General features: G+C 75.3%; 14 protein-coding genes and 2 tRNA genes. 5 read left to right on the forward strand and 11 right to left on the reverse strand.

The genetic code is table 11. The annotated features are described in order from the left end of the window. Window positions 1–17: 17 nt before the first annotated feature. On the reverse strand, window positions 18–2,270 hold the full coding sequence (locus tag CELF_RS12335; RefSeq protein ID WP_013771597.1) for an ATP-dependent DNA helicase RecG: 2,253 nt from the start codon (window positions 2,268–2,270) through the stop codon (window positions 18–20). Further along, a complete protein-coding gene (locus CELF_RS19550) occupies window positions 2,270–3,793 on the reverse strand; it encodes a DAK2 domain-containing protein (protein WP_013771598.1) in 1,524 nt (507 codons plus the stop codon). Before CELF_RS19550 ends, CELF_RS12335 begins: the two co-directional genes overlap by 1 nt. A gap of 331 nt (window positions 3,794–4,124) precedes the next feature. On the opposite strand from CELF_RS19550, the gene rpmB reads away from it, so the two are divergent. Together rpmB and CELF_RS12350 are read left to right on the forward strand one after the other, a co-directional pair. Continuing rightward, entirely contained in the window at window positions 4,125–4,316 is a 192-nt protein-coding gene (gene rpmB / locus CELF_RS12345) for a 50S ribosomal protein L28 (protein WP_013771599.1), read from the forward strand. 86 nt (window positions 4,317–4,402) lie between these two features. Further along, window positions 4,403–4,927: a GNAT family N-acetyltransferase gene (locus CELF_RS12350; RefSeq protein WP_013771600.1), complete on the forward strand. Its 525-nt coding sequence runs from the start codon at window positions 4,403–4,405 to the stop codon at window positions 4,925–4,927. Window positions 4,928–4,969: 42 nt separating this feature from the next. Here the strand turns inward: CELF_RS12350 and CELF_RS12355 are convergent, their stop codons facing one another. Next, complete coding sequence (locus CELF_RS12355; protein ID WP_013771601.1) at window positions 4,970–5,989, reverse strand: thiamine-phosphate kinase; 1,020 nt, start codon at window positions 5,987–5,989, stop codon at window positions 4,970–4,972. Window positions 5,990–6,176: 187 nt separating this feature from the next. Between CELF_RS12355 and CELF_RS12360 the strand changes: the two genes are divergently transcribed. Beyond that, window positions 6,177–6,695 carry a DUF3515 family protein gene (locus tag CELF_RS12360; RefSeq protein ID WP_013771602.1) on the forward strand — a complete coding sequence of 173 codons (519 nt, stop codon included), beginning with the start codon at window positions 6,177–6,179 and terminating at the stop codon, window positions 6,693–6,695. A 43-nt stretch (window positions 6,696–6,738) separates the two neighbouring features. Here the strand turns inward: CELF_RS12360 and CELF_RS12365 are convergent, their stop codons facing one another. After that, a complete protein-coding gene (locus tag CELF_RS12365; RefSeq protein WP_013771603.1) occupies window positions 6,739–7,911 on the reverse strand; it encodes a D-alanine--D-alanine ligase family protein in 1,173 nt (390 codons plus the stop codon). 80 nt (window positions 7,912–7,991) lie between these two features. Between CELF_RS12365 and CELF_RS12370 the strand changes: the two genes are divergently transcribed. Next, window positions 7,992–9,146, forward strand: coding sequence for a trans-sulfuration enzyme family protein (locus tag CELF_RS12370; RefSeq protein ID WP_013771604.1), 1,155 nt, complete (start codon window positions 7,992–7,994; stop codon window positions 9,144–9,146). Between the two features lie 90 nt (window positions 9,147–9,236). On the opposite strand, the gene CELF_RS12375 is transcribed toward CELF_RS12370, so the two are convergent. The 5 genes from CELF_RS12375 to leuC form a co-directional block, all read right to left on the reverse strand. Continuing rightward, window positions 9,237–10,280 (reverse strand): NAD(P)H-dependent glycerol-3-phosphate dehydrogenase, encoded by a 1,044-nt coding sequence (locus CELF_RS12375; protein WP_013771605.1) that lies wholly within the window; start codon window positions 10,278–10,280, stop codon window positions 9,237–9,239. After that, the gene (locus CELF_RS12380; RefSeq protein ID WP_013771606.1) at window positions 10,277–11,017 is read right to left on the reverse strand and encodes a lysophospholipid acyltransferase family protein; all 741 of its coding nucleotides are present in this window, start codon (window positions 11,015–11,017) and stop codon (window positions 10,277–10,279) included. Before CELF_RS12380 ends, CELF_RS12375 begins: the two co-directional genes overlap by 4 nt. Before the next feature lie 22 nt (window positions 11,018–11,039). Continuing rightward, window positions 11,040–12,356 carry a UDP-N-acetylglucosamine 1-carboxyvinyltransferase gene (gene murA / locus CELF_RS12385; protein WP_013771607.1) on the reverse strand — a complete coding sequence of 439 codons (1,317 nt, stop codon included), beginning with the start codon at window positions 12,354–12,356 and terminating at the stop codon, window positions 11,040–11,042. A 474-nt stretch (window positions 12,357–12,830) separates the two neighbouring features. Continuing rightward, a complete protein-coding gene (leuD, locus tag CELF_RS12395) occupies window positions 12,831–13,490 on the reverse strand; it encodes a 3-isopropylmalate dehydratase small subunit (protein ID WP_013771608.1) in 660 nt (219 codons plus the stop codon). Window positions 13,491–13,522: 32 nt separating this feature from the next. Beyond that, window positions 13,523–14,977: a 3-isopropylmalate dehydratase large subunit gene (leuC, locus tag CELF_RS12400; RefSeq protein ID WP_013771609.1), complete on the reverse strand. Its 1,455-nt coding sequence runs from the start codon at window positions 14,975–14,977 to the stop codon at window positions 13,523–13,525. A gap of 96 nt (window positions 14,978–15,073) precedes the next feature. Between leuC and CELF_RS12405 the strand changes: the two genes are divergently transcribed. Beyond that, window positions 15,074–15,793 (forward strand): IclR family transcriptional regulator, encoded by a 720-nt coding sequence (locus CELF_RS12405; RefSeq protein ID WP_013771610.1) that lies wholly within the window; start codon window positions 15,074–15,076, stop codon window positions 15,791–15,793. A 226-nt stretch (window positions 15,794–16,019) separates the two neighbouring features. On the opposite strand, the gene CELF_RS12410 is transcribed toward CELF_RS12405, so the two are convergent. Together CELF_RS12410 and CELF_RS12415 are read right to left on the reverse strand one after the other, a co-directional pair. After that, window positions 16,020–16,092 (reverse strand) — tRNA-Glu (locus tag CELF_RS12410). 95 nt (window positions 16,093–16,187) lie between these two features. Continuing rightward, window positions 16,188–16,259 (reverse strand) — tRNA-Gln (locus tag CELF_RS12415). Between the last annotated feature and the right edge of the window lie 156 nt (window positions 16,260–16,415).

Raw genomic sequence — 16,415 nt, forward strand, 5'->3', positions numbered from 1 at the left:
GCGAGGCACGGCGCCGGTCAGGCCCGGTCGAGGAACTCCTCGCGGTCGCCCGTCAGCAGCGCGCGGATCGCGTCGCCGAGCGGCGGCCACGACGTCAGCTCCGGGTCCTGCTCGACGAAGGCCCGGGCGTCGTCGCGCGCCCGCTCGATGAGGTCGCCGTCGCGCGTCACCCGCAGCAGCCGCAGCGACGAGGACCCGCCCCACTGGGAGGCCCCGAGCACGTCGCCCTCACCGCGCTGCTCGAGGTCGAAGCTCGCGAGCGCGAACCCGTCCGACGTGCGCGCGAGCGTGTCGACGCGCTCGGCCGCGGGCGTGCCCGGCTCCGCGGTCGACACGAGCAGGCACACGCCCGGTGCGCTCCCCCGGCCGATGCGTCCGCGCAGCTGGTGCAGCTGGGACACGCCGAAGCGGTCGGCGTCGAGGACCACCATCGCGGTCGCCTCCGGCACGTCCACCCCGACCTCGACGACGGTCGTGGACACGAGCACCGGGACCGCGCCCGACGCGAAGTCCGCGAGCGCACGGTCCTTGTCCTCGGGCGTCATGCGGCCGTGCAGCACGCCCACCGCGACGCCCTCGAGCGCGGGCTCGGCGGCGAGCTCGGCAGCCACGTCCAGGACTGCGCGCAGCGGGCGGCGGGCGGGGGCGTCCGCGACCTCGACGTCGTCGGCGACGAGGTCGACGTCGTCCGCGCCGCGCTCGTCGTCGCCGTCGATGCGGGGGCACACGACGTACGCGCGGCCGCCCTGTGCGACCTCCTCGCGCACGCGTGCCCAGGTGCGCGACATCCAGACGGGGTTGTCGGCGGGGACCACGTGGGTCGTCACGCCGCTGCGCCCCGCGGGCACCTCGCGCAGCACGGACGTCTCGAGGTCGCCGAACACCGTCATCGCGACGGTCCGCGGGATCGGCGTCGCGGTCATGACGAGCAGGTGCGGGCTGGTCGCGGCCTTGGCCCGCAGCGTGTCGCGCTGCTCGACGCCGAACTTGTGCTGCTCGTCGACGACCACGAGCCCGAGGTCCGCGAACTGCACGGTCGCGGACAGCAGGGCGTGCGTGCCGACGACGATGCCCGCGGCGCCGCTCGCGGCGTCGAGCAGCGCCGCCTTGCGCGCGGCGGCCGGCTGCGAGCCCGTGAGCAGCGCGACGCGGGTCGCGTCCGGCGCACCGCCGAGCATCCCGCCCTCCGCGAGGTCGCCCAGGAGCGCCCGCAGCGACCGCGCGTGCTGCGCGGCGAGCACCTCGGTCGGCGCGAGCAGGGCCGCCTGGCCGCCCGCGTCGACGACCTGCAGCATCGCGCGCAGCGCGACGAGCGTCTTGCCCGAGCCGACCTCCCCCTGGAGCAGCCGCTGCATGGGCACCGGCCGAGCCAGCTCTGCGGCGATCGTCTCGCCGACCTCCCGCTGGCCCGCGGTCAGCGTGAACGGCAGCCGGGCGTCGAAGGCCGCGAGCACGCCGTCGGCGACGGGCGGGCGGGCGGTCGCGGGTTCCGCGGCGGCCCGTGCCCGGCGCCGCGCGAGCTCGGCCTGCAGGACGAACGCCTCCTCGTACCGCAGGCGGTCGCGCGCGCGACGCCAGTCGTCGTCGGTGTGCGGCTCGTGCACGTCGCGCAGGGTGCGGTGCAGGTCGGCGAGCGCGTGCTGCTCGCGCAGGGCGGGTGGGACCGGGTCGACGACGTCCTCGTCGCGCAGCGTGCCGAGCGCGGTCCGCACGGCTGCCGCGATCTTCGTCGTGTCCAGGCCCGCGCCCGCGCGGTAGACGGGTCGCGGCCAGGTCGCCCGCTCGACGGCGACGCGCTCCCCCTCGTCGTCGCCGTCGAACATCTCGTACGTGGGGTGCGCGAGCTGCAGGTGCCCTCCGAACGCCGAGATCTGGCCCGTGAACAGGCCGCGCCGGCCCGGCACGAGCAGGCGCTCGTGGTGCCGTGCGCCGCCGAAGAAGATGAGCTGCAGCGCGCTGCGCCCGTCGGTGATCTGCACCTCGAGCCGGGCCGCGTTGGTGGACCGCGCACGCCGCACGACCGCCTGGCGCACGTCCGCCACGACCGTGACCGTGTCCCCGACCCGCAGGCTCGCGATGTCGGTGAGCGTGCCCGGGTCGGCGTAGCGGAACGGGTAGTGCCGCAGCAGGTCGCCGACCGTCCGCAGCCCGAGCGCGGCGAACGGCTTGCCGGCGCGGGGAGCGACCGACGTCACCGGCGTGTCGAGGAACCGCGCCCGCGGCTCCACGCCGTCCTCGTACCGCACGCCCGCGCTCTCGCCCCGCGCCATCAGTCGACCCCCAGCCAGAACGCCGTCCCGGTCCCCGTCGGCCCCACCAGCACCGGCTCGACGTCGCCGTGCTGCGCGGCCGCCTCCGCCACGCGCGCCGCCGTCCCCGCGTCGAGCGGGTCCCGGTGCAGCACCGTCAGGCTCTCCGCGGTCCGGCCGGTCAGCAGCCCGGCGAGGGCGTCCGGCAGGGCGGCGACGTCGTCGGCGCGGCCCGCCCGCAGCCGCCCGAGCGCCCCGGCCACGTCGTGCTGGCCGGTTCCCGACGAGGCGAACGCCAGCACGGCGACGACGGACCGCAGCTCGTCGTCGGCGGGCAGGACCTCGACCGCGGGGCCCGGCCGCGGTGCGAGCGCGTCGCCGTCGAGCAGGCCGCCGGGGACGACGGCGACGTCCGCCGCGCCCGTGTCCGCGACCGCCCGGGCCACGTGGTCGGCGCGCACCGGCGTGTCCGGCACGGCGACGAGCACCACGGCCCCCGCCGCGGCGTACCAGGCCGCGAGCGGCGGCGACGCCGTGCACACGACCAGGCCGCGGCGCGCGGCGGCCACGGGTCCGTCCTCGGTGCAGCCCGACTGGCCGTGCGGCGCGTCGACGAGCCGGACGACGACCTGCTCGCGCGCGCCCGCGTCGCCCGCGGCCGCGACCGCGGCGTCGGGCCGGTCGGTGTGCACGTGCACGTGCCAGACGTCGTCCCGGCCGACCACCGCGACGGAGTCCCCGACCGCCACGAGCCGCTCGCGCAGCAGCGCGCCGGTGTCGACGGCGCCATCGAGCGCCCCTCCCCGCCCGGCGCCCGCGCCCGTGCCGCTGCCGTCCGGCGCGCGCACGACGAGCATGACCTCGTACGCACCGCCCTCGCCGTGCACGGCCCGGCCGTGGCTCGCGGGTCCCGGCAGCCACGCCGCGGGCTCGTCCGGCTCGGGGGCGCCCGTCACGGCCCGGTGCAGCGACTCGAGCAGGACCAGCAGCGCGCAGGCACCGGCGTCGACGACGTGCTCGCGCCGCAGCACCGGGTGCGCCTCGCTGATCCGGCCGAGCGCGGCGTGCGCGCTCTCCAGCACGGCCGCGAGCCGCGTCGCGGTGGGCATCCCCGGCGTGAGCCCCGCGGCCTCGCTCGCGACCACGTCGGCGAGCGTGAGGACGGTGCCCTCGACCGGTTCCGCGACGGCGCCCCGTGCCGCGCGTGCGGCGCCGCCGAGCGACCGGACGAGGAGGTCGTCGGACGGGCCGGCACCCGCCAGCCCGTCGGCGAACCCGGCGAGGTACTGGCTCACGATGATCCCGGAGTTGCCGCGCGCGGCCAGCAGCGCGCCGCGTGCGAACGCCCGGGCGACCTCGGCGGCGCCGCCGTGCTCGAGCGCGTCCACCGCCTCCGCCCCTCCGACGACCGTGAGCAGCACGTTCGTCCCCGTGTCGGCGTCGGCGACGGGGAACACGTTGACCGCGTCGACGGCCGGCCGCGCGAGCGCGAGAGCCGTTCGGGCGCCGTGCGCCCACGCACGCAGCACGTCGGCGTCCAGCACGTCGCTCCCTCCAGCCCTGCTCGTGCGCGGCCTCGCCGCGGGTGGTGCGCGTCGTCCCGCGCGCCGTCACGCACGGAGCGTGGCACGGACCGCCGGGGACCGCCCCGCGCGGTCCCCACACCCTGCCGCATCGTGCCCACATTTGGGACGCCTGCGGGCCATGGGCTAGTCTTGACCGGTTGCCCGACGGACTCGGGCACTGGTGACGCGCGGACCGACCCCGGTCCCCGACCCTGATCCGGCCTGGTTCCGGTGACGGTCGCGTCCCGACAACCGACTTCGTCGCGGACCCCGCGACGTGCCCGCATCCGCAAGAACACAGGAGAAGATCGTGGCTGCCAACTGCGACGTCTGCGCCAAGGGCCCGAGCTTCGGGCACAGCATCTCGCACTCGCACGTGCGCACGAAGCGCCGCTGGAACCCCAACATCCAGCGCGTGCGCGCCGTCGTGGCGGGCACCCCGAAGCGCATCAACGTGTGCACCTCGTGCCTCAAGGCCGGCAAGGTGCAGCGCGCCGTCTGACGCCGCCGCACACCCGGTCGCAAGGCCCGTGAGGCAATCGCCTCGCGGGCCTTCGCCATGCCCGGACCGTGTGGCAGGGTGACGTCATGATCGAGCAGATCGACGAGGTGACCATCCGGGTCGCGGGCGCCACCGACGCCGCCGGGATCGCCGCGGTGCACGTCCGGTCGTGGCAGGAGGCGTACGCGGGCATCGTGCCCGCCGACTACCTCGAGAGCCTCGACGTGTCGGCGCGCACCGGCTCGTGGACCGACCACCTCCGGCACGGGCCCGAGGACGGCATCCGCACGTGGGTCGCGCAGGCGGGCGAGCGCGTCATCGGGTTCGTGTCCGTGGGGCCGAGCCGCGACGAGGACGCCTCGCGCGGCGACCGCGAGATCTACTCGATCTACCTCGACCCCGGCATGTGGGGCCACGGCGTCGCTCGCGACCTCATGCGCACGGTGCTCACCGAGCTCGGCGACCGCACGCGCCTGTCGCTGTGGGTCCTCGCGGCGAACGAGCGCGCCCGGCACTTCTACCGCCGGCACGGCTTCCACCCGGACGGCGTGGAACGTCTCGAGGAGATCGGGGGCGCGGAGCTCCTCGAGGTCCGCTACCGCCGCAACTGACACCCGTCCGGCTCCGCAGCGCTCCGCCCCCGGGCCCGCGGCTCACCCCGCGAAGTGGTCCCAGCCGGGCCGCACGGCGGGCACCTCACCGGCGACCAGCACGTCCGGCTCGGCGTCTGCCAGCGGCGACCGCGCACGCACCCGGCCGATCCGCCGGAACGGTGCCGGCAGAGCGGCGTCCGGCGGGAACGTCGCGAGCAGCCCGTGGTCCTCGCCCCCGCCGAGCAGCCACGCCTGCGGGTCGACCCCCAGCCGCTGCGCCGCGGTGCGGACGCGCGCGAGGTCCGGGGCGAGCGCGACGCGCGGGTCGTCGAGGTCGACGACGACGCCGCTGGCGCGCGCGAGGCGCCCGGCGTCGCGCAGCAGCCCGTCCGAGACGTCGAGCATCGCGGACGCGCCGGCCGCGGCGGCGAGCGGGCCTGCGGCGAGCGGCGAGGTCGGCGCCCGGAACGACGCCACGGCGGCGGGGTCGACGTCGGCGAGGCCCGCCTCGAGCAGCGCGAGCCCAGCCGCCGACGTCCCGCACGCGCCTGCGTGCGCGACGACGTCCCCCGGCCGGGCGCCGGACCGCAGCACCGGGTCGCGACCCTCGAGGTCGCCGTGCGCGGTCACCGCGACGACCACGAGCGGACCGCCCGACAGGTCACCGCCGACGACGTCCACCCCGTGCGGCGCGCACGCCTCCCCGAAGCCCTGCGCGAGCCCCTCGACCCACTCCGCCGGCAGGTCGCCCGGAAGCACGAGCGCGACGACGAGGCTCGTCGGCACGGCACCCATCGACGCGACGTCCGCGAGGTTCTGCACGGCGGCCCGTCGTCCGACGTCCCGGCCGCTCGACCACGCCCGCCGGAAGTGCCGGTCCTCGACGAGCACGTCGGTCGTGACGACGACGCGGCCGTCGGGCGCCGTCACGACCGCGGCGTCGTCGCCCGGTCCGACCAGGGTGCGCGGACCGCGCGGCAGGTGCGGGAAGATCCGCGCGAGCAGCTGCTCCTCGGACAGGTCGGCGACGAGCGGGGCGGACGGCGCGACGGGGTGCCGCGCGCGGACGGAGTCGGTCACGCGGCAACGCTAGACGTCCTGCGGACGATGGCGCGCCTCGCGCGCCCGCGGCGGTGGTGCGTCTGCCCTGCACGCGGCGGTGGTCGTCTGCCCGCACGCGGGGGTGGTGCGTCTGCCCGCACGCGGCGGTGGTGCGTCTCACGCGCACGCGGGCGAGGGCGCCCCCACCGGCGGGATACCGTGACGTGTGCCCACGACCCGGACCGTCCGCCGCACGGCGGCGCTCACGCTCGGTGCGGGCACCGCGGCCCTGCTGTCCGGCTGCGCGCCCGCGGTGCCGGTCGACGCCGCGCCGTACGCGACCGACCCGCTGTGCGCGGACGTCGTGCTGACGACCCCCGACTCGCTCGGCGAGGGCCTCGACCGCGTCGACACGACCAGCCAGGCGACGACGGCCTGGGGCGAGCCGTCGGCGGCGGTCGTGCTGCGGTGCGGGGTCGAGCCGCTCGGGCCGACGACCGAGCGCTGCGTGACCGTGGAGGCGCCCGACGGCACCTCCGTGGACTGGGTCGTCGTCGCGGACGACCCGGCGGACGAGCAGGGGTCCGACTGGACGTTCACGACGTACGGCCGGGTGCCCGCGGTCGAGGTGCGCGTGCCCGCCGACGTGGCGTCGGCGCGCAGCACGTCGTTCGTCGACGCCCTCGGCGCAGCCGTGTCCCGCGCGCCCGCCGAGCGCTCGTGCGTCGGCCTGGACGCTTTCTAGAGCCGCGGGCTGCGCGCCTGCCCGTGGCATCCCGGGGTGTGCCTCAGCGGAGCCCGGTGGGCCGGGCGAGCGCGAGCTGCACGAGCTCGTCGACGAGCTGCGGGTAGGGCAGGCCCGTCGCCTCCCACATGCGCGGGTACATCGAGTACGGCGTGAAGCCGGGCATGGTGTTGATCTCGTTGACGACGACCTCGCCGTCGGGCGTGACGAACACGTCGACGCGCGCGATGCCCTCGCACCCGATCGCCTCGAACGTCCGCACGGCCACGTCCCGCACCTGCGCCACGACGTCGGCGGGCAGGTCCGCCGGGCACGCGAGCGTGACGCCGGCCTCGTCGAGGTACTTCGCCTCGAAGTCGTAGAACGTGTGCCGCGGGTCGGTCACGACGATCTCCCCCGGCAGGGACGCGCGCGCCCGCTGCCCGTCGCGACCGCCGAGCACGCCGCACTCGATCTCGCGTCCGACGACCGCGGCCTCGACGACGACCTTGGGGTCGTGCGCGCGGGCGGCGTCGAGCGCGGCCGGGAGGTCGGCCAGGTCGTCGACGCGGGTGATCCCGAGGCTGGACCCGGCGCGGGCGGGCTTGACGAACAACGGCAGGCCGAGCTTCTCGACGCGCCGCGCGACCTCGTCCGGGTCACGCTCGAGCTCGCCCGGCAGGATCACCGTGAAGGGGCCGACGGGCAGCCCGTGCCCGGCCAGGACGAGCTTCATCATGTGCTTGTCCATGCCGACCGCCGACGCCAGCACGCCGGCACCGACGTAGCGGACGTCCGCGAGCTCGAGCATGCCCTGCAGCGTCCCGTCCTCGCCGAACGGCCCGTGCAGCAGCGGGAAGACGACGTCCACCGCGCCGAGCGTGCGCGGCAGGGTGCCGGGCTCGAGCACCTGCACGTCGCGGTCGTCGGTCGCCTGCGGCAGGAGCACGTGGGCGGCGGTGTCCTCGACCTGCGGCAGCCGCCCGTCGCGGATCGCCCAGCGGTCGGGGTCGTCCTCCGCGAGGACCCACCGACCGGTCGGGGTGATGCCCACGGCGACGACGTCGTACCGGTCCCGGTCCAGCGCGCGCAGGACGCCGCCCGCGGTCGCGCAGCTGATGGCGTGCTCGCCCGAGCGTCCGCCGAACAGCACCATGACGCGCGGGCGCCCGGGGTGCGCGGGGGTCGCTGCCGCGGGCGCGGTCGCGTCGGACGGGGCGGGGGCCGTGGCGTTCATCGCGCCCGACCCTACCGGGCGCGGCCGCCCTTTCCGGACGCCCGGGACGGTCGGCGACGGCGCGCGCGTACCGTGCTGGCATGCCTGACGCCCTGCCCCTGTCCCCCGCCACGCTCGCCGTCGCCTCGGGACGCCCGGCCCGCACGCAGGCCGCCCCCGTGAACCCGCCGATCGTCCTGTCGTCGACGTACGTCTCGCAGGGCGAGGTGCCCGCGGGCGAGCTGTTCTACGCGCGCGCGGACACCGAGACGTGGCACCCGTTCGAGGAGACGCTGGGGGCGCTCGAGGGCTCCGCGCACCCCGCGGTGCTGTTCGGTTCCGGCATGGCGGCGATCGCGGCCGCGATCTCGCTCGTGCCCCCGGGTGGCCGCCTCGTGGTGCCGCGGCACGCGTACAACGTGACGGTCGTGCACGCGCAGGACGTCGCGGGCCGCTCGGGGATCGAGGTGGTGCAGGTCGACATCGCCGACACCGACGCGGTGGTCGCGGCCGTGCGGGGCGACGGGGTGCCGGCGGCCATGCTGTGGGTCGAGTCGCCGACGAACCCGATGCTGGAGGTCGCGGACGTGCCGGCGCTCGTCGCGGCCGCGCACGAGGCGGGGACCCTGGTCGCGGTCGACAACACGTTCGCGACCCCGCTCGGGCAGCAGCCGCTCGCGCTCGGGGCCGACGTCGTCGTGCACTCGGTCACCAAGTACCTCGCGGGCCACTCGGACGTCGTGCTCGGCGCCGCGCTCGCCGACGACCCCGCGCTGCACGCGGACCTGCGCCGCTACCGCACCGTGCACGGCGCGATCGCGGGTCCGACGGAGGCGTGGCTCGCGCTGCGCGGTGTGCGCACGCTCGCGCTGCGGGTCGAGCGCGCGCAGGCCAACGCCGCGGAGATCGCGCGCCGCCTCGCCGACCACCCGGCCGTGGCCGAGGTCCGGCACCCGAGCCTCCCGGACGACCCGGGCCACGCGCGCGCGGCGGCGCAGATGCGGGGATTCGGCTCGATCGTCGGGCTGCGCCCGCGGGGCGGTGTCGCGGCGGCCGACGCGCTGGTCGCGGCGGTCCGGCTGTGGGTGCCGGCGACGAGCCTCGGCGGCGTCGAGTCGAGCCTGGAGCGGCGGCGCCGCTTCCCGCTCGAGACGGTGACGGTGCCGGAGGACCTGCTGCGGCTGTCGGTCGGCGTCGAGGACGTCGAGGACCTGTGGCGGGACCTGGACCAGGCGTTGCGCGCGGCGAGCCTCTGACGCGACGGCACGGACCGCGCCGACGTCCGGGACCGGACGCACTGCGGGCGGTCGAGGCGGCACGGTCGCGACGGGCCGTGCCGCCTCGCGTCAGGCGCCCTCGGCCTTGTGCGGGCGCGCGAGCAGCAGCGGCGCGAGCTGCTCGACCGGCAGCCCCTCGTGCAGCACGCGCACGACGGCGTGGGTGATCGGCATGTCGACGCCGAGCGACTGCGCGAGCTCGAGCACGGAGCGGCACGACTTCACGCCCTCGGCGGTGCCGCCGGTCGCGGCGACGGCCTCGTCGAGCGTCATGCCCCGGCCGATGTGGCCGCCGAGCGTGTGGTTGCGCGAGTCCGGCGACGCGCACGTCGCCATGAGGTCGCCCATGCCCGCGAGCCCGGGGAACGTGTCGGCGTCGGCGCCGAGCGCGAGGCCGAGCCGGGTGATCTCGACGAGCCCGCGGGTGATGACGGTCGCCATCGTGTTGTAGCCGAGCCCGCGGCCCTGCGAGATGCCGACCGCGAGCGCGATGACGTTCTTGACCGCGCCGCACAGCTCGACGCCGACGACGTCGGGGTTGGTGTACGGGCGGAAGTAGGACGACGCGCACGCGCGCGCCACGAGCCGGGCGGTCTCGTCGCTGGTCGACGCGATGACGGTCGCCGTCGGCTGCCGCTGGGCGATCTCCCGGGCGAGGTTCGGGCCGGACACGACCGCGACGCGCGCGGGGTCGATCGCGAGCGCCTCGGCGACCACCTCGCTCATGCGCCGGTCGGTGGACAGCTCGACGCCCTTCATGAGCGAGACGACGACGGTGCGCGGCCCGAGCGCGTCGCGCAGCGGCTCCAGGACCGCGCGGGCCCGCTGCGACGGGACGGCGACGGCGACGACGTCGGCCCCCCGCACGGCGGCGCGCGCGTCGGTCGTCGCCGTCACGCGTGCGGGCAGCTCGATGCCCGGCAGGTACGCCTCGTTGCGGTGGTCGTCGGCGATCTGCCGGACCGTCGTGTCGTCGCGCCCCCAGACGGTGACGTCGCAGCCCGCGTCGGCCATGACCGCGGCGAACGTCGTGCCCCAGCTGCCCGCGCCCAGGACGGCGGCACGCAGGCGCGGCGCCTCCGGCTCGTCCGGGGGCAGCAGGTCGGCCGTCACGGCGCCTCGGGCGGGGTCGAGCGGTCCGCGTCGGGCCGCCGCATGTCGTACCGCACGGCGGGGGCCTGCTCGCCACGCGCGTCCTCGAGCAGCGCCGTGATCGCGGCCATGACCCGCTCGGTCGCCTCGCGCAGCGTCGCGTTGTCCTGCGGTCGCCCGTACAGGTCGTCGAGGACGACGGGCGGGCCGGCGACGATCGTGATCTTCTTGCGCGGGATCGGCTTGAGGAGCTTCTTGTACCGCCCGAGCAGGTTCTGGGGTCCCCACTGCGCGACGGGGATCACCGGCGCCTGGGTCGTCAGCGCGAGCCGCGCGACACCCGTCTTGCCGACCATGGGCCACAGGTCGGGGTCGCGCGTGAGCGTGCCCTCGGGGAAGACCGCGACGCAGTCGCCGTCGGCGACGGCCCGGACCGCGGCCTGCAGCGACTCACCGGCGGCGGCGGTGTTGCGGTGCACCGGGATCTGGCCGGTCGCGAGCAGCACCTTGCCGACCACGGGGACGCGGAACAGCGACGCCTTGGCGAGGATCTTCGGCACGAAGCCGTTGTCCCACAGGAAGTGCGCGAACGTCAGCGGGTCGATGTTCGTCATGTGGTTCGACGCGACGATGAAGCCGCGGTCGGTCGGCAGGTGCTCCACCCCGTGCCAGTCCCGGCGCGTCACCGCGAGCAGCGGCGGGCGCAGGATCCGGGCGACGACGCGGTAGGCGCGGTTGGATCGGGTGGGCGACGGCACGGGAGGGGATGCTACCGGGACCTCAGTCCCGGCTGAACTCCGCGCCCAGGGCCTCGAGCTTCTGCGTGAAGCGCTCGTAGCCGCGGTCGATGAGGCTGATGCCCCGGACCGCCGACGTGCCCTTCGCGGTCAGCGCGGCGATGAGGTGCGAGAACCCGCCACGCAGGTCGGGCACCACGATGTCCGCAGCGGCGAGCGGCGTCGGGCCGCTGATGACGGCCGAGTGGAAGAAGTTCCGCTGGCCGAACCGGCACGGGCGGCCGCCGAGGCACTCCTTGTAGACCTGGATCGTCGCGCCCATGCCGACGAGCGCGTCGACGAAGCCGAACCGGTTCTCGTACACCGTCTCGTGGACGATCGACAGGCCCTTGGCCTGCGTGAGGGCGACGACGAGCGGCTGCTGCCAGTCCGTCATGAAGCCGGGGTGCACGTCCGTCTCGAGCGTGATCGAGCGCAGGTCGCCGCCGGGGTGGAAGAACCGGATGCCGTCGTCGTCCACGTGGAACTCGCCGCCGACCTTGCGGAACGTGTTGAGGAACGTCGTCATCTCGGGCTGCGTCGCGCCGCGCACGTACACGTCGCCGCCCGTCGCCAGCGCCGCCGACGCCCAGGAGGCCGCCTCGATGCGGTCCGCGAGCGCGGTGTGCTGGAACCCGACGAGCCGCTCGACGCCCTCGATGCGGATCACGCGGTCCGTGTCGACCGAGATGATCGCGCCCATCTTCTGCAGGACGTTGATGAGGTCCATGATCTCGGGCTCGATCGCGGCGCCCGACAGCTCCGTGATGCCCTCCGCGCGGACGGCCGTGAGCAGCAGCTGCTCGGTCGCGCCGACGCTGGGGTACGGCAGAGCGATCTTGGTGCCCTGCAGGCGGCGCGGCGCGCGGATGTGGATGCCGTTGTCCTGCTTGTCCACGACCGCGCCGAACTGCCGCAGGATGTCGAGGTGGTAGTTGATGGGCCGGTCGCCGATGCGGCAGCCGCCCAGGTCGGGGATGAACGCCTCGCCGAGCCGGTGCAGCAGCGGGCCGCAGAACAGGATCGGGATGCGGCTCGAGCCGGCGTGCGCGTCGATGTCCGCGACGTGCGCGCTCTCGACGTCGGTCGGGTCCAGGCGCAGCGTGCCGGCGTCGGCGTCGGCGTCGACCTTGACGCCGTGCAGCTCGAGCAGGCCGGTCACGACGCCCACGTCGCGGATCTGCGGCACGTTGCGCAGCACGCTCGGCGTCTCGCCGAGCAGGGCCGCGACCATCGCCTTCGAGACGAAGTTCTTCGCACCGCGCACGGTGATCTCGCCGGACAGCGGGGTGCCACCGTTGACGTACAGCAGATCGCTCATGGTCCTCATCGTCTCCCACGCACGGGCGTGCTCCTGACCGTCCGGCGGCGCGTCGCACCGCCCGGCCCCAAACCTTCACATCCCCCGCCGGCCGCCGCACGCGTCGGTCCGTGCGTGCTGCCGTCGGTCGCGCGCCGGTCCCGGGCTGACCCGCCCGGCGCGTCCCGCCTGGTCAACCGCCGCGGGTCCTGCCTTCTTCCCCTCACCCGGGACGTGCCGGCCGGGACCCCGGTCGTCGTCGACGCGCCGCACGCCCGTCTCCCCCGCGACGAGCGTGCCCTTCGGGCTCACGGTAGCCACCGGATCGCGGGGATGCGTGACGTTCGTCCCTTTCGGGCGACGATGTCGCCCGACCGCGCCACGTCGACGTCCTCCGCCCGGGCGACGGGACGGCGAGAGCCGGTGACCCACCCCTGCTCGGGTGGACCACCGGCTCTCGCCGGGCGCCGTCGCGGCGTGCCGCGACGGCGTGGGTCAGTCGCGGCGGCCGATCGTGACCGGCACGGGCCGCGCCGCCTGGATCTCGACCGGGGGCAGGTGCTTCGCCGGCAGCGTCCGCGGGCGCCACGGCTCGCGGGTCTCCTCGAAGGCCGTGATCTCGTCGGCGTGCTGCAGCGTCAGGCCGATGTCGTCGAGGCCCTCGAGCAGCCGCCAGCGCGTGTAGTCGTCGACGTGGAACGGCACCACGACGTCGTCGCACGTGAGGGTCTTCGACTCCAGGTCGACCGTGACCTCGGTGCCCGGCCGCGTCTCGAGGATCTTCCAGATGAGCTCGATGTCCTCCTGCGCGGCCTGCGCGGCGAGCAGCCCCTGCTTGCCGGAGTTGCCGCGGAAGATGTCCGCGAACCGGGCCGAGACGACGACCTTGAAGCCGTAGTCCTTGAGCGCCCAGACGGCGTGCTCGCGCGACGAGCCCGTGCCGAAGTCCGGGCCGGCGACGAGCACCGAGCCGCTGCGGTACGCGTCCTGGTTGAGGACGAACTCCGGGTCCCCGCGCCAGGCGGCGAACAGCGCGTCCTCGAAGCCCGTGCGGGTCACGCGCTTGAGGTAGACGGCCGGGATGATCTGGTCGGTGTCGACGTTGCTGCGCCGCAGCGGGACGCCGACGCCGGTGTGCTGGGTGAACTTCTCCATGACGTGTCCTTCTCGGGTTCGCGGGGTCGGGGTCAGACCGTCTGGAGGTCCGTGAGCGGGCTGCCGTCGATCGTCGACGCGTCCTCGCCGAGGTCGGCGACCGAGGAGAGCGTGCCGCGGATCGCGGTCGCCGCGGCGACGAGCGGCGAGACGAGGTGGGTGCGCCCGCCCTTGCCCTGGCGACCCTCGAAGTTGCGGTTCGACGTCGACGCCGAGCGCTCCCCCGGTGCGAGCTGGTCGGGGTTCATGCCGAGGCACATCGAGCACCCGGCGTTGCGCCACTCGGCGCCGAAGTCGAGGAAGACCTTGTCCAGGCCCTCGGCCTCAGCCTGCAGCCGCACGCGCGCCGAGGCCGGGACGACGAGGACGCGCACGTCGTCGGCCTTCTTCTTGCCCCGCACGACCTTGGCGACCGAGCGCAGGTCCTCGATGCGGCCGTTGGTGCACGAGCCGATGAAGACCGTGTCGACCTTGATCTCGCGCAGCGGCTGGCCGGGGGTCAGGCCCATGTACTCGATCGCCCGCTCGGCGGCGACCCGCTCGTTGGCGTCCGCGATCTCCTCGGGGACCGGGACCGCACCCGACAGGGGCAGGCCCTGGCCGGGGTTCGTGCCCCACGTGACGAACGGCTCGAGGTCGGACGCCTGGAGGACGACCTCGGCGTCGAACTGCGCGTCGTCGTCGGAGCGCAGCGTGCGCCAGTACGCGACGGCGGCGTCCCAGTCGGCACCCTCGGGCGCGTGCGGGCGGCCCTTGAGGTACTCGAAGGTCGTCTCGTCGGGCGCGATCATCCCGGCGCGCGCGCCCGCCTCGATCGACATGTTGCAGATCGTCATGCGGGCTTCCATCGACAGCGAGCGGATCGCCTCGCCGCGGTACTCCAGGACGTAGCCCTGACCGCCGCCGGTCCCGATCTTGGCGATGATCGCGAGGATGATGTCCTTGCTCGTCGCCCCGGGCGGGAGCTGGCCGTCGACCGTGATCGCCATGGTCTTGAACGGGGCGAGCGGCAGCGTCTGGGTCGCGAGGACGTGCTCGACCTCGCTCGTGCCGATGCCGAACGCGAGCGCGCCGAACGCACCGTGCGTCGACGTGTGGGAGTCGCCGCAGACGACCGTCAGGCCGGGCTGCGTGAGCCCGAGCTGCGGGCCGACCTGGTGCACGATGCCCTGGTCGGCGTCGCCGAGCGAGTGGATGCGCACGCCGAACTCGGCGGCGTTGCGGCGCAGCGTCTCGATCTGCGTGCGGCTCGTGGTGTCCGCGATCGGCTGGTCGATGTCGAGCGTCGGCGTGTTGTGGTCCTCGGTGGCGAGCGTGAGGTCCGGGCGGCGCACGGGGCGGCCGGCGAGGCGCAGCCCCTCGAACGCCTGCGGGCTCGTGACCTCGTGCACGAGGTGGAGGTCGATGTAGAGGAGGTCGGGCGCACCGTCCGTGCCACGTCGCACGACGTGCGCGTCCCAGACCTTCTCCGCCAACGTGCCGGCCATGTCTTCGGTCCTCTTCTTGTCGTCCGGGTGGGGGGTGTTCCCGGTTCGGGAGCCGATCTGCTTGCATCTCAGCCTTCGAGACGCCAATATCGACCTATGGACAACTCTAGCGGAGTCGGCGTCCTGGACAAGGCCGCGTCGGTCCTCAGCGCCCTCGAGGCCGGACCGGCGACGCTCGCACAGCTCGTGACCGCCACCCATCTTGCCCGCCCCACCGCCCACCGCCTTGCCGTCGCCCTCGAGCACCACCGGCTCGTCGCCCGCGACATGCAGGGCCGGTTCGTGCTCGGCCCGCGACTGTCCGAGCTCGCGACGGCCGCCGGAGAGGACCGCCTGCTCGCCGCCGCCAGCCCCGTGCTGGCCGCGCTGCGCGACCACACGGGCAAGTCGGCGCAGCTGTACCGCCGCCAGGGCGACATGCGCATCTGCGAGGCCGCCGCCGAACGTCCCATCGGGCTGCGCTGCTCGATCCCCGTCGGCGCGACGCTGACGATGCAGGCCGGCTCCGCCGCGCAGATCCTGCTCGCGTGGGAGGAGCCCGACCGCCTGCACCGCGGGCTGCAGGGCGCCAAGTTCACCGCCACGATCCTGTCCGGCGTCCGCCGCCGCGGCTGGGCGCAGTCGGTGTCGGAGCGCGAGGTCGGCGTGGCGTCCGTGTCGGCCCCCGTCCGTGGACCCTCGGGTCGCGTCGTGGCCGCCGTGTCCGTCTCCGGGCCGCTGGAGCGCCTGTCCCGCCAGCCCGGTCGCCTGCACGCGGCGGCCGTCGTGTCCGCCGCCAACCGTCTCACCGAGGTGCTGCGCCGCACCGCCGAGTGACCCGTCCCGAGTCGTCCTGGACCCCCTCGCGAGCCGGCCGCGAGGGGGTCCACGCGTCGCCGCCGGCAGTCGCTCGCGGGCGCCCGCCGGACCGGGCACCGCAGCCGTCCGGCACGGCCGGGCCCGGCGCACGAGGCTCGCCGTCGAGGTGTGCGGGACCACGGGAACGCGTGCGGGACCGCGGGAACGACGAAGGCCCGGTCACCGAGGTGACCGGGCCTTGACGTACCCCCGACCGGATTCGAACCGGCGCTACCGCCGTGAGAGGGCGGCGTGCTAGGCCGCTACACAACGGGGGCCTATCAGCGCGCGCGACCCGTGGGCCGCGCTTACCGAGTGAACACTCTACCCGATCTTCCGAGGGACTCGGACCACCGGGTCAGCGGTGCTCGCGCTGGGGTACCAGGACTCGAACCTAGACTAACTGAACCAGAATCAGTCGTGCTGCCAATTACACCATACCCCATGGGGGTATGACCCCCGGTCTGACCAGGGTCGCCGCAGGCGGCGGACCCGTCGTCCACCGGACGTCGTACCGGCGGAGAACATTACCTGGTCGCCCGGGGTGGGTCCAACCAGCGTCCGCCGCGGGCGGCTTTCGTGACGAACGACACCTCCGCCA

Origin of the sequence: Cellulomonas fimi ATCC 484, assembly GCF_000212695.1 — a bacterium.
Classification (GTDB): domain Bacteria; phylum Actinomycetota; class Actinomycetes; order Actinomycetales; family Cellulomonadaceae; genus Cellulomonas; species Cellulomonas fimi.

What these genes read in the sequence shown, in the direction of transcription:
- CELF_RS12335 (WP_013771597.1), bottom strand. Translation starts at nt 2,270, where the DNA reads ATGGCGCGGGGCGAGAGCGCGGGCGTGCGGTACGAGGACGGCGTGGAG.
- CELF_RS12350 (WP_013771600.1), top strand. Translation starts at nt 4,403, where the DNA reads ATGATCGAGCAGATCGACGAGGTGACCATCCGGGTCGCGGGCGCCACC.
- CELF_RS12365 (WP_013771603.1), bottom strand. Translation starts at nt 7,911, where the DNA reads ATGAACGCCACGGCCCCCGCCCCGTCCGACGCGACCGCGCCCGCGGCA.
- CELF_RS12370 (WP_013771604.1), top strand. Translation starts at nt 7,992, where the DNA reads ATGCCTGACGCCCTGCCCCTGTCCCCCGCCACGCTCGCCGTCGCCTCG.
- murA (WP_013771607.1), bottom strand. Translation starts at nt 12,356, where the DNA reads ATGAGCGATCTGCTGTACGTCAACGGTGGCACCCCGCTGTCCGGCGAG.
- leuD (WP_013771608.1), bottom strand. Translation starts at nt 13,490, where the DNA reads ATGGAGAAGTTCACCCAGCACACCGGCGTCGGCGTCCCGCTGCGGCGC.
- leuC (WP_013771609.1), bottom strand. Translation starts at nt 14,977, where the DNA reads ATGGCCGGCACGTTGGCGGAGAAGGTCTGGGACGCGCACGTCGTGCGA.
- CELF_RS12405 (WP_013771610.1), top strand. Translation starts at nt 15,074, where the DNA reads ATGGACAACTCTAGCGGAGTCGGCGTCCTGGACAAGGCCGCGTCGGTC.